General features: G+C 69.2%; 21 protein-coding genes and 1 pseudogene. 8 read left to right on the top strand and 14 right to left on the bottom strand.

Annotation, left to right across the window (positions count from 1 at the left end; all coding sequences use genetic code 11):
• A partial coding sequence (locus JNB50_RS15685; protein WP_208041116.1) for a transposase occupies positions 1-240 on the top strand: 240 nt, incomplete at its 5' end.
• A 121-nt stretch (positions 241-361) separates the two neighbouring features.
• Here JNB50_RS15685 and JNB50_RS15680 read toward each other — a convergent pair.
• Together JNB50_RS15680 and JNB50_RS15675 are read right to left on the bottom strand one after the other, a co-directional pair.
• On the bottom strand, positions 362-1,600 hold the full coding sequence (locus JNB50_RS15680; RefSeq protein WP_208041115.1) for an MFS transporter: 1,239 nt from the start codon (positions 1,598-1,600) through the stop codon (positions 362-364).
• 87 nt (positions 1,601-1,687) lie between these two features.
• Positions 1,688-2,179 (bottom strand): MarR family transcriptional regulator, encoded by a 492-nt coding sequence (locus JNB50_RS15675; RefSeq protein WP_307794749.1) that lies wholly within the window; start codon positions 2,177-2,179, stop codon positions 1,688-1,690.
• A gap of 52 nt (positions 2,180-2,231) precedes the next feature.
• On the opposite strand from JNB50_RS15675, the gene JNB50_RS15670 reads away from it, so the two are divergent.
• From JNB50_RS15670 to JNB50_RS15660, 3 genes and pseudogenes are all read left to right on the top strand, one after another.
• Complete coding sequence (locus JNB50_RS15670) at positions 2,232-3,353, top strand: RICIN domain-containing protein (RefSeq protein ID WP_208041113.1); 1,122 nt, start codon at positions 2,232-2,234, stop codon at positions 3,351-3,353.
• Between the two features lie 41 nt (positions 3,354-3,394).
• Positions 3,395-4,844 (top strand): annotated as a pseudogene (locus JNB50_RS15665) (amino acid permease).
• Between the two features lie 61 nt (positions 4,845-4,905).
• Positions 4,906-5,943: a DUF4062 domain-containing protein gene (locus JNB50_RS15660; RefSeq protein ID WP_208041112.1), complete on the top strand. Its 1,038-nt coding sequence runs from the start codon at positions 4,906-4,908 to the stop codon at positions 5,941-5,943.
• Positions 5,944-5,953: 10 nt separating this feature from the next.
• Here the strand turns inward: JNB50_RS15660 and JNB50_RS15655 are convergent, their stop codons facing one another.
• The 7 genes from JNB50_RS15655 to JNB50_RS15625 all read right to left on the bottom strand — a co-directional run bounded on the left by JNB50_RS15655 (position 5,954) and on the right by JNB50_RS15625 (position 11,536).
• Complete coding sequence (locus tag JNB50_RS15655; RefSeq protein ID WP_307794748.1) at positions 5,954-6,625, bottom strand: methyltransferase domain-containing protein; 672 nt, start codon at positions 6,623-6,625, stop codon at positions 5,954-5,956.
• 98 nt (positions 6,626-6,723) lie between these two features.
• A complete protein-coding gene (locus JNB50_RS15650) occupies positions 6,724-6,861 on the bottom strand; it encodes a hypothetical protein (RefSeq protein WP_208041110.1) in 138 nt (45 codons plus the stop codon).
• A 237-nt stretch (positions 6,862-7,098) separates the two neighbouring features.
• Positions 7,099-7,488 (bottom strand): 50S ribosomal protein L7/L12, encoded by a 390-nt coding sequence (rplL, locus tag JNB50_RS15645; protein WP_208041109.1) that lies wholly within the window; start codon positions 7,486-7,488, stop codon positions 7,099-7,101.
• A 52-nt stretch (positions 7,489-7,540) separates the two neighbouring features.
• On the bottom strand, positions 7,541-8,056 hold the full coding sequence (rplJ, locus tag JNB50_RS15640; RefSeq protein ID WP_055917683.1) for a 50S ribosomal protein L10: 516 nt from the start codon (positions 8,054-8,056) through the stop codon (positions 7,541-7,543).
• 239 nt (positions 8,057-8,295) lie between these two features.
• Positions 8,296-9,087, bottom strand: a complete 792-nt coding sequence (locus tag JNB50_RS15635) for an alpha/beta fold hydrolase (protein WP_208041108.1) — start codon at positions 9,085-9,087, stop codon at positions 8,296-8,298.
• Positions 9,084-10,769 (bottom strand): cell wall metabolism sensor histidine kinase WalK, encoded by a 1,686-nt coding sequence (locus tag JNB50_RS15630; protein ID WP_208041107.1) that lies wholly within the window; start codon positions 10,767-10,769, stop codon positions 9,084-9,086. The genes JNB50_RS15635 and JNB50_RS15630 overlap by 4 nt, the downstream gene beginning before the upstream one ends.
• Positions 10,766-11,536 (bottom strand): response regulator transcription factor, encoded by a 771-nt coding sequence (locus JNB50_RS15625; protein ID WP_279554782.1) that lies wholly within the window; start codon positions 11,534-11,536, stop codon positions 10,766-10,768. The genes JNB50_RS15630 and JNB50_RS15625 overlap by 4 nt, the downstream gene beginning before the upstream one ends.
• A 195-nt stretch (positions 11,537-11,731) precedes the next feature.
• Between JNB50_RS15625 and JNB50_RS15620 the strand changes: the two genes are divergently transcribed.
• Both JNB50_RS15620 and JNB50_RS15615 read left to right on the top strand, forming a co-directional pair.
• Complete coding sequence (locus tag JNB50_RS15620) at positions 11,732-13,294, top strand: ABC transporter permease (RefSeq protein ID WP_208041106.1); 1,563 nt, start codon at positions 11,732-11,734, stop codon at positions 13,292-13,294.
• A 24-nt stretch (positions 13,295-13,318) separates the two neighbouring features.
• On the top strand, positions 13,319-13,990 hold the full coding sequence (locus JNB50_RS15615; RefSeq protein ID WP_208041105.1) for an ABC transporter ATP-binding protein: 672 nt from the start codon (positions 13,319-13,321) through the stop codon (positions 13,988-13,990).
• Positions 13,991-14,099: 109 nt separating this feature from the next.
• On the opposite strand, the gene JNB50_RS15610 is transcribed toward JNB50_RS15615, so the two are convergent.
• Complete coding sequence (locus JNB50_RS15610) at positions 14,100-14,687, bottom strand: pentapeptide repeat-containing protein (protein ID WP_307794747.1); 588 nt, start codon at positions 14,685-14,687, stop codon at positions 14,100-14,102.
• A gap of 55 nt (positions 14,688-14,742) precedes the next feature.
• On the opposite strand from JNB50_RS15610, the gene JNB50_RS15605 reads away from it, so the two are divergent.
• Entirely contained in the window at positions 14,743-15,411 is a 669-nt protein-coding gene (locus tag JNB50_RS15605) for a DedA family protein (protein WP_208041104.1), read from the top strand.
• 3 nt (positions 15,412-15,414) lie between these two features.
• Here JNB50_RS15605 and JNB50_RS15600 read toward each other — a convergent pair whose 3' ends face one another.
• From JNB50_RS15600 to JNB50_RS15585, 4 genes are all read right to left on the bottom strand, one after another.
• Positions 15,415-16,443: a sugar phosphate isomerase/epimerase gene (locus JNB50_RS15600; protein WP_208041103.1), complete on the bottom strand. Its 1,029-nt coding sequence runs from the start codon at positions 16,441-16,443 to the stop codon at positions 15,415-15,417.
• Complete coding sequence (locus JNB50_RS15595) at positions 16,440-17,573, bottom strand: Gfo/Idh/MocA family oxidoreductase (protein ID WP_307794746.1); 1,134 nt, start codon at positions 17,571-17,573, stop codon at positions 16,440-16,442. Before JNB50_RS15595 ends, JNB50_RS15600 begins: the two co-directional genes overlap by 4 nt.
• Positions 17,574-17,636: 63 nt before the next feature.
• Positions 17,637-18,734 (bottom strand): Gfo/Idh/MocA family protein, encoded by a 1,098-nt coding sequence (locus JNB50_RS15590; RefSeq protein ID WP_208041101.1) that lies wholly within the window; start codon positions 18,732-18,734, stop codon positions 17,637-17,639.
• A complete protein-coding gene (locus JNB50_RS15585) occupies positions 18,731-19,462 on the bottom strand; it encodes a sugar phosphate isomerase/epimerase (protein WP_307794751.1) in 732 nt (243 codons plus the stop codon). The genes JNB50_RS15590 and JNB50_RS15585 overlap by 4 nt, the downstream gene beginning before the upstream one ends.
• Before the next feature lie 169 nt (positions 19,463-19,631).
• On the opposite strand from JNB50_RS15585, the gene JNB50_RS15580 reads away from it, so the two are divergent.
• Positions 19,632-20,819: an ROK family transcriptional regulator gene (locus JNB50_RS15580; protein ID WP_208041099.1), complete on the top strand. Its 1,188-nt coding sequence runs from the start codon at positions 19,632-19,634 to the stop codon at positions 20,817-20,819.
• Positions 20,820-20,925: the final 106 nt, after the last annotated feature.

Below are 20,925 nucleotides of genomic sequence, written 5' to 3'. Positions count from 1 at the left end.
CCGAGCGAGACGACCAGATCGCTCCACCGCCGCAAGAAGCCGGGACGTCCGATCGACTTCAGCGACGAGCAGAAGACCCGCTACCGCGGCCGCAACGTCGTCGAACGCTGCTTCAACCAGCTCAAGCAATGGCGCGGCATCGCGATGCGCTCCGACAAGACCGCCCGCCACTACAACGCCGCGATCACCCTCGCCGCCACACTGATCTGGATCAAATCAGACTTGATCCACACGCCCTAGGACAGGGCGGCTCTTCGCATTCCGGGTACGCGCGCACCTCGGGCAGCGCACATTCGTGACGAATGTCGAGATTCGTGGCACGAATGTCGACATTCGTGACGAATGTCGGCTCGGTCGGCGCTCAGTCGGCGTCGGCGAGGGCGAGGATTTCGGCTTCCTGCTGCGGGGTCTCGTGGGGGGCGTCGACGCGGCGGAGGTGCTTGTGGCCCAGGACGACCAGGGCAGCGGCGACCAGCACCGAGATCGCGCCGGCGTAGAACGGCGTCGAGCGCGTGAACACGTCGGCGAGCAGGGTCGCCGCGGGCGGTGCGATCGCGCCGCCCAGGAAGCGGACGCCGGAGTAGGCGCTCGAGGCGACGGACCGCGGGAGGTCGGTCGCCTCCATCACGCACTCGGTCAGCACCGTGTTGAGGATGCCGAGGAGCAGACCGCCGACGATCACGCAGACGATCAGCGCCGCGATCGAACCGGCCAGGAGCCCGGCTGCGGCCAGGTCGAGCGCGAGGAGCGGCATGATCAGCCACAGCACCCGGGTCCGCGGCAGTCGGGACGTCAGCAGTGGAGCGACCCACACCGACGTGATGGCGAGGGCGACGCCCCAGCCGAAGAAGATCAGGCCGAGGGTGATCGCGTCGGTGATTCCGAGGGCGGCCAGGGCGAACGGCGTGTAGGCGAGCAGCACGAAGAAGCCGATGTTGTAGAACAGCGCGGCGGCGGCCAGGAAGCCGAGCGCGGGACGGCCGAGCGCGCGGAAGGGGGCGGAGAGCTTCGTCGGTTCCGGCTTCTCCGGGTTCTTCTTGAGCATCACGACGATCGCGATGAAGCCGATGGCCATCAGGGTGGCGGTGCCGAAGAACGGTCCGCGCCAGCTCCAGCTGCCCAGCAGACCGCCGAGGAGCGGGCCGATTGCGATGCCGAGGCCCAGCGCGGCCTCGTACAGGATGATCGCGGCCGAGGTGCCGCCGGCGGCGGCGCCCACGATGGTCGCCAGCGCGGTGGAGATGAAGAGAGCGTTGCCGAGCCCCCAGCCCGCTCGGAAGCCGATGATCGAGGCGACGTTCTGCGAGAGCCCCGCCGCGAGCGCGAAGACGACGATCAGCGCGAGCCCGATCAGCAGGGTGCGCTTGGCGCCGATCCGGCTGGAGATCCAGCTCGTGAAGAACATCGCGACACCCGTGATCAGCAGATAGCTCGTGAAGAGCATCTCGGTCTGCGTCGGCGTCGCCTTCAGACTGGCCGCGATCGCCGGGAGGATCGGGTCGACGAGACCGATTCCCATGAACGCGATGACCGACGCGAACGCGACCGCCCAGACGGCGGTCGGCTGCTTGAGGATGTTGTCCGGCTTCTGATGGGACATGGACGGGTGAGGCCTCCTCGGCGAGTGTGGTGGTTGTGTGGTGGTCGGTGTGGTGGGGCCGTGCGGTGTGAAAGAGCGGGCGAAGCGTCAGCGCCCGGCGACGGCCGCCGACGCGGCGGTGGAGAGCTCGGCGCGCGAAGCGATCACCTCGACGGTGCAGCGCATCGCGGCGAGCTCGTCCTCGGTCAGGTCGGCGAACATCGGGACCAGCGCGGCCGACAGTGCATCGCGCCAGGCCTGGAGCGCTTCGGCGCCCTTCGCGGTGATCGCGATCTGCCAGGCGCGTGCGTCATCGGTGTCGGCGATGCGCTTGACCCACTCGGAATCGACCAGGTTGCGCACGATCTTGGTCATGGTCGGCTGCGACACCCGGCTCTGAGCGGCGAGCTCCCCCAGCCGCATCGGCCCCGCGCTCTGCAGCACGCTCAGCGTGCGCCAGGTCGCGGGCGACTCGGTGTTGCCCGTGACGCGGGCAGCCAGGCGGGTGAGTCGATGGCTCGCGACGACCAGGTCGCCCAGGGTCTGGCGGAGCTGTGCGGTGTCGGCGGTGCGGGCGGGTGAGGACAGCGTTTCGGTCACACAGATCATTATATATAGCTTGTCTATATAAATCAATCCCTATGCTGCCCTCGTGCGCATCGCTCGCTGGATCCTCTCGGCCACGGCCGCCCTCTCGGCGGCCGGGCTCGTGAGTGCGATCCCCGCTTCCGCCGGCTGGAGCGCACGAGTGACGGCGACGGGCTCGGTGACCGTCGGACAGGAATCCGTGGCCGTGAGCCCGACCGCGGTCAGCACCGTGATGACGAACAGCCTCTACCAGACGACATACCTGGTGAACGTCACGAACACCCAGGCCTCCACGACCTTCACCGGGCCGTCGAACGTCACCCTGACCGCGCTTCCCGCGACCGACCTCGGCACCGCCCTCGCGGCCGCGATCTGGCCCGTCGCGTCCGCCGCGGACTGCACGAACGCCGGCAACCCGGCGCCGGGGGCGGTCTCCGGAGAGTGGTCCAGCGGCGTCACGAGCGCGGCCGTCGCACTCGCTCCCCAGGCATCCGCGCTGTTCTGCGTCCGCGGGTACCCCACCGGAGGGTCGAGCTCCTCCGCGAACTCAGGCCAGAGACGGGAGAACGTTGCCGCCGCGCTGGGCTCCACCTCCGGAGCGACGAGCTTCACCCCCTCCTTCCGCGCCGACATTGCGCTGGCGAACCTCGGGGGCCAGGCGACGGAGCCCTCCGACCCCATCACCACGTCGCTGATCTACCCGTTCTACACCCTGTCGAACCTCAACACGTATTACCAGGTCAAGCCGCAGAATATTCTGAGTCCCGCCGCGCTCTGCATCGGTGTCTCAGGCGTCGGAGTCGGCACCGGCTCCGTGATCTTCACCGCCGCCTGCAGCAATATCGGCACGAACGTGAACCTCGGGAACCAGGCGATCGCGATGATCCCCGTCAGTGGGATGAACGCGATCCAGCTGCGCATCAGGACGACCGCCGCAAACAACGGATTCATCGCCAGCGCAGGATCCAACGTCGTCATCACCACGTCGAACCCGGCGAACACGCAGCAGTTGTGGATTCCGCAGCTGGTGTCCACGACAGGCGGCGCGCGCCTCCAGCTCGTCAACGCCGGGTCCGGTCTGTGCCTGACCGCCCTGACGGCGGGGAGCAATGTCACGACGCGCGAGTGCGCGAGCGACGGCGCCATGCAGACGTATTGGTACCCGGTGGCACTGCCGTTCCCGTAACCGATTGTGAAATCTCACACCTTACCTGCTTGAATTGCAGAATGAGCGCTTCCGATTCGTCCGGCCAGGAGACTTACCACAAGGGCCTCAAGCGGCGACACATCCAGATGATCGCCATCGGCGGAGCGATCGGCACGGGTCTCTTCCTCGGAGCAGGAGGGCGGCTCGCATCGGGCGGGCCCGGCCTCCTCCTCGTCTACGCGATCTGCGGGCTCTTCGCCTTCTTCATCCTCCGCGCCCTCGGCGAGCTCGTGCTGCACCGCCCCGACTCGGGTTCGTTCGTCTCGTACGCACGCGAGTTCTACGGCGAGAAGCTCGCGTTCGTCACCGGGTGGATGTACTGGATGTACTGGGCGATGATCGGCATCGTCGATGTCACGGCCGTCGCCCTCTACATGAACTTCTTCGGCAAGTACGTGCCCGTGCTGGGCGACGTGCCGCAGTGGGTCTTCGCCCTCGCCGCCCTCGTGATCGTCGTCGCACTCAACCTGTTGTCGGTGACGGTGTTCGGCGAACTGGAGTTCTGGTTCGCGCTCATCAAAGTGGCGGCGCTCCTCGCCTTCCTCGCGATCGGCATCGCGTTCGTGGTCTTCGGCACGCCGGTCGGAGGCCACACGCCGGGATTCGCGCTGCTCGCCGACCACGGCGGGCTCTTCCCCAACGGGCTCGTCCCGCTCGTCCTCGTGGTGCAGGGCGTGGTCTTCGCCTACGGCGCGATCGAACTGATCGGCACGGCGGCAGGCGAGACCCCCGATCCGGCGAAGACCATGCCGCGAGCGGTCAACACCATCATCGTCCGCATCGCCGTCTTCTACGTGGGCTCTGTGCTGCTGCTGTCGCTGCTGCTCCCGTTCGACGCGTACAAAGCCGGCGAGAGCCCGTTCGTCACATTCTTCGCATCGATCGGGGTGGAGGGCGCGGACGCGATCATGAACCTCGTCGTCCTCACCGCCGCACTGTCGTCGCTCAACGCGGGCATGTACTCCACCGGTCGCATCGCGCGAGCGCTGGCCCAGCGGGGTGCAGCTCCCCGGGTCGCGCTCCGGATGAATCGAGCCGGCGTCCCGTACGGCGGCATCCTGATCACCGGTGCGGTCGCCCTGATCGGCGTCGGCCTCAACCTCGTCATGCCCGCTGAGGCCTTCGAGATCGGGATCAACCTCACCTCCATCGGGCTGCTCTGGGCGTGGGGAGTGATCGTGGTCTGCCAGCTCCGGCTGCAGAGGATGGCGGCAGCCGGCCGGATGGAGCGACCGTCGTTTCATGCCGGGAGCGCCGTTCACGAGCTACCTCACGCTGGGCTTCCTCGCGCTCGTCGCGGTGCTGATCCTCATCGATTGGCCGACCGGCACCATCACCGTCGGTGCCGCGATCGTCCTCATCATCCCGCTGCTCGTCGGCGGCTGGTTCCTGGTGCGGCGGCGCGTGCGCGAGGCTGCGGCTCAGGAGACGGCGGCCGCGACGTCCGAACCGGAGTCGGCGATCCGCTGAGCGAGCACGAAGGCCTGCCGCTGAGCTAGTAGGGTTCAGTGAGCTCAGCAGGAGGGCAAGCGTGGTCACGTCAGCGAAGTACCAAGTCTTCATCAGTTCGACGTTCGAGGACCTGATCGACGAGCGGGAGCAAGTCATCAAGGCTGTACTCGAAATGGGACACATCCCCGTCGGAATGGAGATGTTCAGCGCGGCCGACGAAGAACAATGGAACATTATTGCTCGACACATCGAGGAAAGCGACTATTACGCGGTCATCGTTGCTCACCGATTGGGTTCGCTGACACTTGAGGGGGTTAGCTATACCCGCAAAGAGTATGAGTTTGCCGTTGCAAAGGGCGTCCCCGTTCTCGGATTCGTCATTGACGAGAAGGCCCCGTGGCCAGCCGATCGGGTCGACGTCGATTCTACGTCGCGGACGGCCCTAGACGAGTTCAAGAGTTTGGTGCGATCGAGGCCAGTCAGCGGCTGGACATCGGCTGAGGATCTCTACGGCAGGTTCTCGGTAGCGCTGATGAAGGCGCTCACAGCCAACCCGCGCGAGGGCTGGGTAAGAGCTTCCACCGTGGGCGCGGGACCCGAGGTGACAGCCGAGGTCATTCGCCTCTCCTCCGAAAACGCAAGCCTGAGAAAGCAGCTGGCCGAGGCGAAGGAAGCCTCCGAAAAGGAACAGCGAACTCGGATATCGAAGACGATTGAGACCCTCCTCAACACCACACGTACACCCGCGTACCGATATGAGCCTGGCGGCGAATGGCAAGAGGACGCGACGGTGGGGTTGCACTTGGTCTTTCACGTTTTGGCCCCGGAGATGCTCATCGAGGCGTCGGTGAAAGACATGGCTAGCACATTGGCGATGCATATCAGGACCGACTCCAGTCGGAAGTGGGACATCGTCGCGACCAATCAGCTCAAGGGGCTCCTGGCGGACCTCATGACGCTCGATCTGGTCCAGCCTTCCGCGAGAAAGCACCCGGTCAGTGACAAATCGGACTATTGGACATTGTCGGCGTTGGGCGCAGATGTGCTCAAAACGGTGCGCAGGGTATCTCTCGCTCGCAAGCCTGACCAGGCAGAACCCATCAACGAAGCGGGTTGACGGTTCACATCTATTGCCTCGCAGTGTCAGCGCTAAAGATCCGCTGGGCGAGCACGAACGCCTGCCGTGACTTCTCCGGCGCGACCGGCTCCCTCACCAGTCGCGCGAGAGGAGCGAATCCGGCGGCGGTCAGACGGCGCCTCACTCGCGCGGGTGACTGGCGACGCGTGCGGAGGTCGATCTCGTGTCCGTAAGCGTGGCGGAGGTGCACGATGTCCTCGTCGCCGCTCTCGCTGACCTGGAAAGCGAGCAGCAGCCGGCCTCCGGGGCGGACCACTCGCGCGAACTCGGCGAAGACGCCGTCCTGCGACTCCTGCGGCACGTGGATGATCGAGTACCACGCCAGCGCGCCGGCGAGCTCGCCGTGGCCGAACGGCAGTTCGGCCATCGACGCCACCTCGAACGGGATGTCGGGGTGGTCCCGGCGCGCGACCGCGATCATGCCGGGCGAGAGGTCGATGCCGCGCACGTCGGCACCGATGCCCGCCAGGAAACCGGCGATCCGTCCGGGACCGCAGCCGAGGTCGGCGATCGGACCTCCTCCGTCCGCCTTCACCTGCTCGACGAACGCCGTCAGCATCGCCCGTTCGAGCGGCAGCGTCCCGAGCTCGCCCTCGAGCAGCGTCGCATAGTCCTCGGCCACCCGGTCGTAGGCGACGCGCGCCTCGTCTTCACTCTGCACCCTCTCGACCCTACGCAACCGGGGTGCGAAGAACGCCTCCATCCACGCGCGCCGCGCTCGTGCGCTGCGCCCGCGGATGGAGGCGTTCGGTTTTCGGGTTACCGCAGGTACCGGTCGTACAGGAGGGTCCTGCGGTACAGATCCGGCGGGTGGGCACCGTCGTCGCGGTGGTCACCGTGCAGGAGCGCGGCCCCGAGTCCGCGCAGGGTGGAGGCGAAAGTACGCCAGGTATTCATCGTGGTTTCTTCTTCCGGTCGTGCGTCCTTGCACACCGATGCACGCGGGCAGGCGCGATCGGACGCTCTGGTGGGACGAGCGTCCGCGCTGCGCCTCCGCGGCCGTTGAAACCACGAAGGGCGCCGCCCCGTTACGGGGGCGACGCCCTCCACAACGCGGAACACTCTGTTACAGAAGGAGTCCGCGTCGCGTGGCTGTGTCAGCCTGCGGTAGAAGAAGCCCCGACGGGGCGTCGACTACTTGAGGTTGACGGTGGCGCCAGCCTCTTCGAGCTGAGCCTTCGCCTTCTCGGCGGTCTCCTTGTTGGCGCCCTCGAGCACGGTGCTCGGTGCGCCGTCAACGAGGGCCTTCGCCTCACCGAGGCCGAGGCTGGTGAGGGCGCGCACCTCCTTGATGACCTGGATCTTCTTGTCACCGGCGGCCTCGAGGACGACGTCGAACGAGTCCTTCTCCTCGACCTCTTCGGCAGCGGCACCCGCACCACCGGCGGCCGGGGCGGCCACGGCGACGGGGGCGGCGGCGGTGACCTCGAAGGTCTCCTCGAACTTCTTCACGAACTCGCTGAGCTCAATGAGCGTGAGCTCCTTGAACGCGTCGAGCAGCTCGTCAGTCGACAGCTTTGCCATGATTTTCTCCTTAGTGTGTGTGGTTACTCACCGCTTGTAAGCCCGAAAGGACTTAGGCAGCGGACTCCTGCTTCTCACGCAGCGCGTCGACCGTGCGAACGGCCTTCGACAGCGGTGCGTTGAACAGATATGCGGCTCCGAACAGCGAGGCCTTGAAGGCGCCGGCCAGCTTGGCCAGCAGAACCTCACGGGACTCGAGGTCGGCGAGCTTGCCTACCTCTTCTGCGGTCAGCGGGTTACCGTCGAAGTAACCGCCCTTGACCACCAGCAGAGGGTTTGCCTTGGTGAAGTCGCGCAGAGCCTTCGCGACGGCGACGGGGTCGCCGTGCACGAACGCGATCGCGGACGGCCCGACCAGCTCGTCGTCGAACGACGAGATTCCCTGGTTGTTGGCCGCGATCTTGGTCAGCGTGTTCTTCACCACGGCGTACGTCGCGTGCTCACTGATGGACTTGCGCAGCGTCTTGAGCTGAGCAACAGTGAGACCGCGGTACTCGGTCAGCAGAACGGCGGTCGAGCTCTCGAACAGTCCTTCGAGCTCGGCGACCGTAGCTTCCTTGTTCGCCATGGCTACTCCTCGGTTGTCTTCTCGCACACCGCGGGAGCGGTGTGCGCCTCGACCGCGGGCAAAGAAAAAAGCTCCGGCACAGGGCACGGAGCTCGTCATCGCAGAGAACTGCGGGAAGTGCTTCACACACCTGCGCGGGCCTCCACCTGAGTGGAACTTCGGACGTGCATGCACGTCGACCAGCGGTCTTTGGCTCCGTCCAGGGTACGGGATCGACACCGTGCGTGCAAATCGACGCGTCAGCCGAGACCGTCCCGCACCCGCGCCCGCAGGAAGTCGCCGACGTCCCTGCCGAACCGCGGATGCAGCGGCACGCCCGCGTGCGACCGGTGGGGATAGACGACGTGTGTCGCGCGCGGCAGCCGCCGCACCGTCTCGGTCGCGAGGTCGAGCGGGTAGAAGACGTCACGTCCTCCCGAGACGACCAGCACGGGCGCGGCCACCCGGGAGAGCCGGTCGCGCACATCGAAGGCGTCCTCGGCCTCCACGAGCACCCGGAGGCCCGCGGGGTCGGCCGGTCCCGGCAGCAGCCGCGTCGCGAGGCGCACGACCGGCGCGAGAAGCGCGGAGTCCGTCGTCGCGGCGGCGAGCTCGCTTGCCGCCGCCTGTCCGTCGGAGGCGAGGAGGTGCGCGTAGCGACGTTGGAGGACCCGCCCGGCGGTCCCGAGCGCAGCCGCCCCCGCAGCCACCACCAGCGAGCCGACCAGGTCGGGATGGTCGGTCGCGAGCTGCAGGGCGATGCTCGCTCCCGTCGACACGCCCATGATGGCGGCAGGGGCGCCGAACCGCCTGCGGAGCGCGCCGGCGTAGAGCTCGGCGATCTCGGCCATGGTCGCCCCCTGTTCCAGCCGCGCGGGCCTCCCGACGGCGTGCACGCGGTGCGACCGCGCGGGGCCTCCGACGATCCAGCGTTCGGTGAGGGCGTCGAGACCGCGGGCGCGCCCCGGCTCGGACGGCAGCCCGCGCAGCAGGATCAGCGGAGGAGCGGAGCGGTCTCCGTAGGCGACGGTCGGCAGCAGCGTGGCAGTCACTCCCGGACGGCCCCGCGCTTCTCTGCGGGGTCGGCCTCTGCGCCGGCCCCTGCGCCGGCCTCGGTCCGGCCCTCGACCGCGTCGGGGTCCTGGACGAGCGCCTCCGAACCGCTCGCCGCCTCCTCGGGCGGTTCCCCGGCCAGCGGCAGCCGCACGGTGAACACCGTCGAGCCCGGCCGGCTGTTCACGCCGACCGTGCCGCCGTGCGCCTCGACGACCGCGTGCACGATCGCAAGGCCGAGGCCGGTCGAGCCGGTCGCGCGGTTGCGGCTGCTGTCGCCGCGGGCGAACCGCTCGAATAGCGTCGACTGGAGCTCCTCGGGGATTCCGGGACCGTCGTCGGAGACCGTCACCACGGCCTCCCGTGCTGCATCGTCCACGGCCAGCGACGCCACGACCGTCGTCCCCTCAGGCGTGTGGACGCGCGCGTTGGCGAGCAGGTTCATTACCACCTGGTGCAGCCGCGGCGCGTCGCCGGACACCTCCACGGGCTCCTCGGGCAGCTCGATCCTCCAGCTGTGATCGGGACCGGCGGCGTGCGCGTCGCTGAGGGCGTCGATCAGCAGCAGCGAGAGGTCGACGGGATCACGGTCGAGCTCGCGGCCCTCGTCGAGGCGGGCGAGCAGCAGGAGATCCTCCACCAGGGAGGTCATCCGGGTGGCCTCCGACTCGATGCGGCCGATCGAGCGGGTGATGTCCTGCGGCAGCTCGTGCGGCGAGCGCCGGGTCAGCTCGGCGTAGCCGCGGATCGAGGCGAGCGGCGTGCGGAGCTCGTGGCTGGCGTCGGCGACGAACTGCCGCACCTTCTGCTCGCTGGCCTGACGCGCGGTCAGCGCCGACGCGACGTGGCCGAGCATCCGGTTGAGCGCAGAGCCCACCTTGCCGACCTCGGTGTGCGGGTCGGTGTCGCCCTCGGGAACGCGCACAGAGAGCGCGACGTCGCCGCGGTCCAGGGGCATGTGGGCCACTTGCTCTGCCGTGGCCGCCACGCGGGCGAGCGGCTTCATCGCCAGACGGACCACGAAGCTGGCGATCAGGAACGCGAAGACCAGCCCGGCGAGGGTCACCAGCACCACCACCAGCGTGAGCTGTTGCACCGTAGCGGTCACCTCGCTGAGCGGCAGCCCGATGATGACGCTGTCGCCGTTGTCGAGCTGCGCTGCGGCGATCCGGTACGAGCCGAGAGCCGAGCCGAGGTCGACGGTGCGCGGCGTCTGGTCGGCCGGCACCGTGAGCAGCGGGAGCGGGTTGATGGTGACCTGCTGCGGGCCGAGCGGCTGGTTGGCCGTCGGGGTGGTCGGCCGGTCCGAGAGGACGACGGGCGTGAACAGCAGACCACCACTGGAACTGCGCACGGCGCCGAGCGTCCCGGTCGGCTGGCCGGGCGTCTGGACGACGTCCTGCGCCTGCGGGACCGTCGGCCCTCCTGCATTGATCCGATCGGCCGCATGCTGCCCGCGCGACAGCGCGCTCGTGAGCTGCTGGTCCAGCCGCTCCATCAGATAGTTCTGCAGCGCCAGCACGCTGACGGTCCCGATCACGGCGCCGAGCACCGCGAGCATCGCGACGACGACCAGCACGACACGGCTGCGGAGCGTCCAGGTGCGGAAGGGACGGAGACCGAAGCGCCGGGCGCGCTCACGGCCGGGGGTCGGGGCGCCCGCAGTGCGGGCAGCGGTCATTGCGCGGCCTTCACCATGTAGCCGGCGCCGCGGACCGTGTGGATCATCGGAGGACGGCCCGCGTCGATCTTCTTGCGCAGGTACGAGATGTACAGCTCGACGACGCTGGAGGATCCGCCGAAGTCGTAGGACCACACCCGGTCGAGGATCTGCGCCTTGCTGAGCACGCGACGCGGGTTGCGCATCAGGAAGCGGAGCAGCTCGAACTCGGTCGCGGTCAACTGGATCGGGTCGCCGTCGCGGTGCACCTCGTAGCTGTCCTCGTCGAGGACCAGGTCGCCGACGATGAGCACCGGGTCGTCATGGTCGGCGACGGCCGCGCGTGACCGGCGCAGCAGGCCGCGGAGCCGGGCGACCAGCTCCTCCAGGCTGAACGGCTTGGTGACGTAGTCGTCGCCGCCCGCGGTGAGACCGGCGATGCGGTCGTCGAGGGAGTCCTTCGCCGTCAGGAACAGCACGGGAGCCTCGTTGCCGTCCGCACGCATCCGCGACAACACCTGCAGGCCGTCGATGTCGGGGAGCATGATGTCGAGCACCACGACATCCGGCTTGAACTCGCGTGACAGCTGCAGCGCCTGCTGCCCGTTCGAGGCCGTCTTGACCTCCCAATCCTCGTAGTGGAGGGCCATGGCGAGCAGATCGGTCAGCGTCGCCTCGTCGTCGACGACGAGGACGCGGATCGAGCTGCCGTCGGCACGGCGCAGGAGGGTACGGGGCTGGCTGGAGGAGCCGGAGGCGGCACGGGCGTTGATGGTCACCTTTCCCATTATGAGGAGCGGACTTGACGGTGTCTTTGTGAAACCTATGGAGCGTCTGAGAAGGATGCGTCCCGTGGCCGAACTGCGTGTGTGCTTCTTCAGCCGGGCACTGGGCCAATCCATAGCTTCGCCATAGAGCACCGCAATCCGACGACCCTACGTTCCCGTTGACTCACTCATTCCGACCCAGAGATATGGAAGCCAATGTTCGGGACATATCTGCGGCGCGAGCTCCTCAATCGCCGCAAGCAGACGGTCATCATCGCGATCGGCATGGCCCTCGCGATCGCACTCGTCATCATCGTCAACGCAGTCTCCGCCGGCGTCAAGGACGCACAGGCCAGCGTCCTGCAGTCCGTCTACGGGGTCGGGACGGACATCACCGTCTCCCAGCCGGCGACGGCGCAGAACGCGACGACCCAGCAGGCGCAGGGCGGAGGCCCCCGGTTCGACTTCGGCGCGGGCGCGGGGACCGACACCGGCAGCGGCCGCCAGATCAACACGTCCCGCCTGGAGCCCACCCGCGGGGCCACGGTGATGGACGCGTCCACGCTGACCACGGCCAAGAAGGTCGCCAACGTGCAGGCCGCCGCAGCCGTCCTTTCGCTGACCAACACCAGCTTCAGCGGCACGCTCCCGAACTTCCAGCAGTTGCGCGAGCAGCGTCAGGCCGGCGGCAGCCAGGCCGCGACCACTCCCCCGCCCACCGGTGGAGCCGACGGCGCCGGCGGGAGCTCGTTCTCGGTCGACTCCTTCTCGGTGATGGGCCTCGACCCGGCGGGCAAGTCCGTCGGACCGCTGTCGTCGGTCACGCTGTCGAGCGGACGTGCCTTCACCGCCTCCGACAAGGGCGCTGACGTCGTCGTCCTCGACGCCGCCTATGCGAAGAGCGCGAGCAAGGCCGTCGGCGACACGGTCACGATCGGGGGAACCGCGTTCAAGGTCATCGGGATCGTCTCGGCGACCGGCGCCGACTCCACGACGGCGTCGAACGCGTACATCCCGCTCGACGTCGCGCAGACACTGTCGGGTCAGACCGCCAAGATCTCGTCGGTCTACATCACGGCCGCGTCGTCCAGCGACATCGACCAGATCAAGACCGACCTGACCAAGGCGCTGCCCGGCGCGACCGTCAGCACGCAGGCCGACCTGGCCTCGAGCGTGTCCGGCTCGCTCGGAAGCGCCGGCCAGCTGATCTCGAACCTCGGCACCTGGCTGTCGGTGATCGTGCTCGCGGCGGCGTTCCTCATCGCGATCCTGTTCACCATCTCCGGCGTCACCCGCCGGACCCGCGAGTTCGGCACCCTGAAGGCGATCGGCTGGTCGAACCGCCGCATCACCGGTCAGGTCGCCGGCGAGTCGATCGTGCAGGGCCTCATCGGCGGCGTGATCGGCGTCGCGGTGGGACTGATCGGTGTGTTCGTCGTCAACGTCATCTCCCCGACTCTGACCGGCAGCATCGGCTCCGGCTTCGCCAATGCTGCCGGTCGGACCGGCGCGGCCGGTGCGGCGGGGACCGGCGGCAGCGAAACCGGTGGCGGCTTCGGCGGGGGCGGCGGCTTCGGAGGAGGCAACGGCGCGTTCGGCGGCTTCCGCCGGGCGGCCACCAGCACGACGGCCGACATCGCGTTGCACGCCCCGGTGACCGTGTGGATCATCGTCGGCGCCGTCGCCCTCGCCATCCTCGGCGGACTGATCGCCGGTGCGATCGGCGGCTGGCGCGCCTCCCGTCTCCGTCCCGCCGCAGCCCTGCGCTCGGTCGCCTGACCGGCGCCATCAGAAGGAGCCATCGTGTACACCCTCACGAACGTCACCAAGAAGTACACCCAGTCCAAGCGCGAGGTGATCGCCCTCAACGACGTCACCCTGGAGATCCCGGACGGCCAGCTCGTCGCCATCCAGGGGCCGACCGGAGGCGGCAAGTCGACGCTGCTGCAGATGCTCGGCGCGCTCGACCGCCCGACCTCGGGGTCGGTGGAGCTGGGACCGGCGAGTCTCTCGAAGCTCGGCGACGGCAAGCTGACCGACATCCGCGCGAACGAGATCGGGTTCGTCTTCCAGGGCTTCAACCTGATCCCGACGCTCACCGCGCAGGAGAACGTGGAGACCGCGCTCGCCCCGCTGAAGGTGAGCACGGAGGAGCGCAAGCGCCGGGCCGCCGAAGCACTGGCCTCGGTGGGACTGGCCGACCGCGGCAGCCACCTCCCGTCGGAACTGTCGGGCGGCCAGCAGCAGCGCGTCGCGATCGCCCGCGCCCTGGTCAAGAACCCGGACGTGCTGCTCGCCGACGAGCCGACGGGCAACCTCGACGAGGAGACCCGCGACGAGATCATGGACCTCCTCGAAGGTCTCTGGCGCGACCGCGGCCTCACGGTCATCGTCGTCACCCACGACACCGCGGTGGCCAAGCGCGCCCAGCGCCGCCTCCACATCAAGCACGGGCAGGTGAAGGAGGTCGCCTGACGGCGACCCCTGTAGCCGCGATACTGTCGGCGCCCGCTCCCGCGACACCGGGGGGCGGGCGCCGTCGTCTGCGCGTCGCGGGCGGACTCCGGAGGGGACGACGCGGCGGTCAGTTCGGCGTCGCGACCACGGTCATCCCCGCGGCCTCCGCGAGCATCGTGGCCTGGCGCACGTCGATGGTCGCGCCGCGCAGGCCGACCTCGGCCGGCTCGACGCCGGTGAGGTCGCTGCCGACCAGGCTCGCCGCGGAGAAGTCGGCGCCGGCGAGCACCGCCGCCGACAGGTCGCAGCCCGAGAACACGGTCTCCTGACAGCGCGCGCGGCCGAGGTCGGCCTCCCGCAGCTTGACTCCGGTGAACTGCGCCCCGCGCAGCTCGGCGCGGCCGAGATCGACGAACGACCAGTTCCCGCCCTCCACCTTCAGCAGGGCGAAGTCGCAGCCGGTGAAGCTGCTTCCGGTGAGCTTGCAGCGCAGGAACGTCGCGTCGAAGAAGTTGCACCCGATGAACGTGCAGTTCACGAACGCGCTGTCGGTGTGTTCGCCGACGTTGAACCGCACGCTGCGGAACGTGCAGCCGGTGAAGGTGGCACCCGTCGACCGCAGTTCGGTCATGTCGACGTCGACGAACTCCGTCCCGTCGAACTCGACGCCGTCGATGTCGCGTCCGTACCAGTCCTCGCCCCGGATAGTCTCCACGCGGCGAGCCTAGTGCGCGCGGCTGCGACACAGCGCGGCCCGATACCCTCGAAGCATGACCCACGACCTCACGGACCTGCTCGCAGACGTGGGTCCGATCGTCTTCTACCTCGCGGTGTGGGGTCTGGTCTTCGCCGGCACGGCACTGTTCGTCGGCGTGTTCATCCCGTTCATCACCGGCGACTCGCTGCTGTTCGCGGCCGGCCTGCTCACCGGCACGCACTCCGAGCTCTCGATCTGGGTGCTCGCGATCGGCGTGGGCATCGCCGCGGTGCTGGGCGACCAGGTCGGGTTCTGGCTCGGCCGCCGGCTGGGTCGGCCGTACCTGGCTCGGCGCGGCGGCCGCTGGGTGCAGGCCGGCGTGAGACGGGCAGAGCGGTTCTACGAACTGTTCGGCTGGTGGTCGGTGGTGATCAGCCGGTACATCCCCTGGGGCCGCGTCTTCATCCCGCCGATCGCCGGGATCAGCGCCATGAAGTACTGGCGCTTCTTCACCGCGAACGTGGTCGGCGCGCTCAGCTGGGGCGTGCTCATCACGGTGATCGGATATTTCGCAGCGGTGAACCCGAGCGTCCGGCCGGTCGCGTACGTCGTGGCCGGCGTCGTCATCCTGGCCTCGATCGCTGCGGGGATCCGCGCCTACGTGCTCGACAAGCGGTCTCGGCGCGAACCGGCTGTCGACAGCGTCGAACCGGCCGGCGACGGGCACCGGCCGGCTCTCTGACGTTCAGTCCTGGTTGCTGAAGGCCGCGTCGAACGAGGCGGTCGGGAGCTTCCAGAGCAGCGAGCGGATGAACCCGACGGCCTCCGCCGCACCGTGCAGGCGGTCCATGCCGGCGTCCTCCCACTCGACGGAGATCGGGCCGGTGTAACCGATCGACTCCAGTGCGCGGAACGAGTCCTCCCAGGGCACGTCGCCGTGCCCGGTCGAGACGAAGTCCCAGCCGCGGCGCGGGTCGCCCCAGGGCAGGTGCGAGCCGAGCACGCCGGCGCGGCCGTTCTTCGGGCGCAGTCGCGTGTCCTTGCAGTCCACATGGTAGATGCGGTCCTTGAAGTCCACGATGAAGCCGACCGGGTCGATGTCCTGCCACATCATGTGCGATGGGTCCCAGTTGAAGCCGAACGCCTCGCGGTGGTCGATGGCCTCCAGCGAGCGCACGCTCGTCCAGTAGTCGTACGCGATCTCGGAGGGGTGCACCTCGTGCGCGAACCGCACGCCCTCACCGTCGAACACGTCGAGGATCGGGTTCCAGCGGTCGGCGAAGTCCTGGTAGCCGGCGTCGATGACGGAGGCCGGCACCGGCGGGAACTGGGCCACGTACGGCCAGATGCTGGAGCCGGTGAAGCCCACGACGGTGTCGACGCCGAGCTTGCGGGCGACCTTCGCGGTCAGCTTCAGCTCCTCCGCGGCGCGCTGGCGCACGCCCTCCGGGTCGCCGTCGCCCCACACCTTCGAGCCGACGATCGCCTGGTGGCGGAAGTCGATCGGGTCGTCGCAGACCGCCTGGCCCTTGAGGTGGTTCGAGATCGCCCAGACCTTCTGGCCGTACTTGTCGAGGATGTCGAGGCGACCTTGCAGGTAGGCGTCGTCCTCTGCGGCGCGCCAGACGTCGAGGTGCTCGCCGGAGCAGGCGATCTCCAGGCCGTCGTAGCCCCACTCGGAGGCGTGCTTCGCCACCTCCTCGAGTGTCAGGTCGGCCCACTGGCCGGTGAACAGGGTGACCGGGTGCGTGCGACCCGACTCGACATCAGTCATGAAGTGGTTCCCATCTCGATCCAGGTGCCCGACTCGGCCGAGTCGATCACGGCGTCGGTGATCCGGACGGCGCGCAGGCCGTCCTCGAAGCGCGGCAGGCCGTCGGGGCTCTCGCCGGCGACGGCGGCATAGCTGTCGGCTACGAACGCGTTGAACGCGTCCTGGTAGCCCTGCGGGTGTCCCGACGGCACCACGCACAGGCGCGCGGCGTCGGCGCTCAGCTGGTCGGCGTCGCGGGGCACCAGGAGGCTCCCGGCACGCCGGCCGACCCACAGCGTCTCCGGCTGCTCCTGGTCGAAGGCCACGCTCTCGGCGCTGCCCGCGATCTCCAGCCACAGCCGGTTCTTGCGGCCGGGCGCCACCTGCGAGACCAGCAGAGTGCCGATGGCGCCGGACGCGGTCTCGATGACGACGGCCGCGGCATCCTCGGTCGTGATGCCGGCGTGTGCGGCGCGCTCGGCGAAGACAGTGCGCTTCGTCGCGGACAGGCGGGTGACACGGTCGCCGCTGACGAACTCGACGAGGTCGACGAGGTGCGAACCGATGTCCGCGAAGGCACGCGAACGTCCGCCCTGCTCGGAGTCGACGCGCCAGTTGTCGTCGCCGGCGGCGAGCAGCCAGTCCTGCAGGTACGAGGCGTTCACGGTGAGCACCCGACCGGCGGCGCCGGAGGCGAACCGTGACCGAGCCTCCCGCACGAGCGGGTGGAACCGGTACACGAACGGAACCGTCGCTGTGCGTCCGGACGCGGCGGCCACGAGCGCCTCCGCATCGGGCACCGTGGTCGCCAGCGGCTTCTCGCAGACGACGTCCTTGCCCGAGGCCAGCACCGCGGCAGCCTGTGACGCGTGCAGCGCGTTCGGCGTCGTGACGTGCACGACGTCGATCGAGTCGTCGTCGAGCAGCTGCTCGAGCGAGTCGTAGGCGCGGCCGATGCCGAGGCGTTCTGCTGCGGCCGCCGAGCGCTCGGGCGTCGACGAGACGATTCCCGCCAACTCGGCGCGCGCGGCGCGCGCGGCACGCGAGTGCACCTCCGCCATGAATCCGCCGCCGACGATCGCGACGCGCAGCCGCGATCCCGCCGTGCTCTCGTCCCGTCGGCTCAATCCGCCCGACTCACTGCCGCTCACACTTCTCCGTTCGTCGTCCGTCATCGTCTCCGCGCCAGGCGCCCAGGGTCACGCGCCGGGCTGTCAGGCCAGCGTCGAGGCGCGCGGGTCCCAGTCCTCGGGGAGGGCGGGAGCGACCTGGAGCGTGCTCGTCACCTCGACGGGGACGCCGGACTCACCGGCCTCGATCGTCGCCACCATCACGTCGAGAACGTGGAACGCCTGCTCGCCCGACGCGCGCTCCGGCACGCCGGCGCGGATGGCGCGGGCCAGCTCGACGACGCCGATACCCCGGGTGCTGGTCGTGCCGGTCGACGGCAGCGTCTCGACGCCCTCGGCTCCGTGCACCAGGAGGTCGCCCTCGAAGGTGTTGGGGTCGGGCACGACGAGCGTCGCCTCGAGGCCGGCGACCTCGAACTGGGTGCGGCCGAGCTTGGAGTCGAAGCTGAAGATCGACTGCGCGGTCTGGCCGCTCTCGAACTCGTAGAGCGCGCTGACGTGCGTGGGCACCGTCACCGCGAACGACTCCCCGGCGCGGGGGCCGGAACCGATCACACGCGACTCCTTCGCTTTGGAGGCCACGGCACTCACACGCTTGACCGGTCCGAACAGCTGCACCAGGGCGGTGAGGTAGTACGGGCCGATGTCGAACAGCGGGCCGGCGCCCTCCTGGAACAGGAAGTCCGGGTTCGGGTGCCACGACTCGGGGCCGGGGCTCTGCAGCAGGGTGAGCGCGGTGAGCGGGGCGCCGATGGCGCCGCTCTCGACCAGGCGCCTGGCCGACTGGATGCCGGCGCCGAGGAAGGTGTCGGGCGCCGTGGCGACCCGCAGGCCCTTCTCGTGGGCGGCCTCCAGCAGCTGCACGCCGCTGGCGCGGTCGAGCGCGAAGGGCTTCTCGCTCCACACGTGCTTGCCCGCGGCGAGCGCCTGCAAAGCGACCTCCACGTGCACCTTGGGGATGGTGAGGTTGACGACGATCTCGATCGCGTCGTCGGCGAGCAGCTCCTCCACGGTGCCGGAGGCGGGGACGCCGTACTTGTCGGCCTGGGCCTTCGCGCGCTCCAGGTCGATGTCGGCGACGAAGCGCACATCGAGGTCGGGGAACGCGGTGAGGTTCTCGAGGTACTGGTTGCTGATGACGCCGGCTCCGATGAGACCGACGCCGACCTTTCCGCCGGTCACGCGAAGGCCTCGGCGGTGAGGAAGGCATAGCTGTCGGCGACGGCCTGGAAGCGGTCGCCGCGGGAGTCGTCGAGCTCGATCACGCGGAGGGCGTTCGGGGCCGCCGCGATGATCTCGGCGATGGGCAGCGCGCCCTGGCCGACCGCGACCTGGTCCTTGGTCTCCGTCGTGCCGGCGCCGTCCTTGACGTGGAGGGCGACGACGCGGTCGCCGAGCTTCGGGAGCAGGTCGACGGGGTTGTGGCCGCCGACGACCACCCAGTAGGTATCGACCTCGAGCACGACCTCCGGGTCGAGCTTGCCGGCGAAGTACTCGAGCGCGGTGACACCCTCGATGGTGCTCTCGACCTCGTGGGCGTGGTTGTGGTAGCCCACGCGGACGCCGTGCTTCGCGGCGACCGTGGCGGCGGCGTTGAGCTGCGCGGCGATCTCCTCGACGTCGGCGGCGGTCTGCCAGCGCTCGACGGGGACATAGGGGTCGATGACGGTCTGGATGCCGAGCTCGGCTGCGGTGGCGAACACCGTGTCGAGGGCCTCGTCGTCGCGGCCGATGAAGCCCTGGTGGGTCGTCGGCGCGGTCAGGCCGGTCTCGGCGAGGCCCTGACGGAGGCCGTCGGCGAAGTCGAGGAGGCCGAACGGCTCGACCTGGGTGAATCCGATCTCGGCGATCCGGCGGAGGGTCCCGACCGTGTCCTCGGTCAGGAGCTCACGGACCGTGTAGAGCTGCACGGAGAGGTTTGAGTTCGACACTGTTCTCCTCGGTCGAAAGATGGGGGATGAGACACGCGATGCGGCGCCCGTGATCATTCAATCCCCACTTCTGTCGAATGTCAATCAAAAGTCGACGTGTTGTCGTCGATCTTTGGACCGCCGGAGATCGGTGTGGTTCAATACGTGCATGACCGACAGCGTCCGGGAGCCCGGCATCGTCGCTGCGGACGCCTCGGACCTCCTGGCGATCCTGCGCGACGGCGTGCCACGGACGCGCGCGCAACTGGCCGAGATCACCGGCCTGGCCCGATCGACGGTGGCGGTGCGCATCGACACTCTGACCGCCGCCGGCCTGGTCGCCCCCGCGGGCGACGACGTCTCGACGGGAGGGCGGCCTCCCGCGCGGATCCGGTTCAACCCCGACTCGCGCGTGGTCGTCGCGATCGACCTCGGCGCGACCCACGGCGTGGTCGCCCTGGCCGACCTGGCCGGCACGATCACGACCAGCGAGTCCCGGCGGCTGCTCATCTCCGACGGCCCAGAGCCGGTGCTCGACTGGGCGCTGGAGGCCGCCCAGCGCCTGTTCGCCGCGACCGGACGCCCGCTCGCCGACCTCGTCGGCGTCGGCATCGGCGTGCCGGGGCCGGTCGAGCACTCGACAGGGCTTCCGGCCAACCCGCCGATCATGCCCGGCTGGGACCGGTTCGACATCCCGGCCTACGCACGGCGCGTCTTCGACGTCCCCGTGCTCGTGGACAACGACGTGAACCTCCTCGCGCTCGGCGAGCATGCGCTCGCCTGGCCCGACCGATCCGACCTCCTGTTCGTCAAGGTGGCCACCGGCATCGGCGCCGGCATCATCAGCGGAGGCCGTCTGCAGCGCGGCGCCCAGGGCTCGGCGGGCGACCTCGGCCACGTGCGCGTCCCGTTCTCCAGCGAGACGCCGAGCCACGGCGCCCGCGACGCCGACCTGGAGGCGCTCGCCAGCGGGCCGGCGATCGCCCGCGCGCTCACGGCCGCGGGAATCCCCGCCGAGACCAGCGACGACGTCGTGGCCCTCGCCCGCACGGGCAACCCGGAGGTCCTCCAGGCGATCCGCCAGGCCGGCCGCGACCTCGGCGAGGTCGTCGCGACCTGCGTCAACATGCTCAACCCGTCGCTCGTGGTCGTCGGCGGCAGCCTGTCCCGCGTCGGCGAGCAGCTGCTGGCGGGGGTGCGGGAGGTCGTCTACCAGCGCTCGACGCCGCTCGCCACCCAGCACCTGACCATCACCGAGTCCCGCTCGGGCGAGACCGGGGGTGCCATCGGCGCGGCCATCATGGTCATCCAGCACACCCTCGGGCCCGGCGTCGCCTCCCGGCCCCTCCCCCACTGATCGACTGTCGCCGCCGTTCGAGCCGCCCAGTATCGAATCGATTCGACCCTCGTTCCGACCATCCACCACCTACCCAGGACCACTCCAGGACCACCCTCGAAAGGAC

Source organism: Leifsonia sp. TF02-11 (assembly GCF_017565305.1).
Lineage (GTDB): Bacteria > Actinomycetota > Actinomycetes > Actinomycetales > Microbacteriaceae > Leifsonia.
This window is presented reverse-complemented; position numbering and strand designations above follow the sequence as displayed.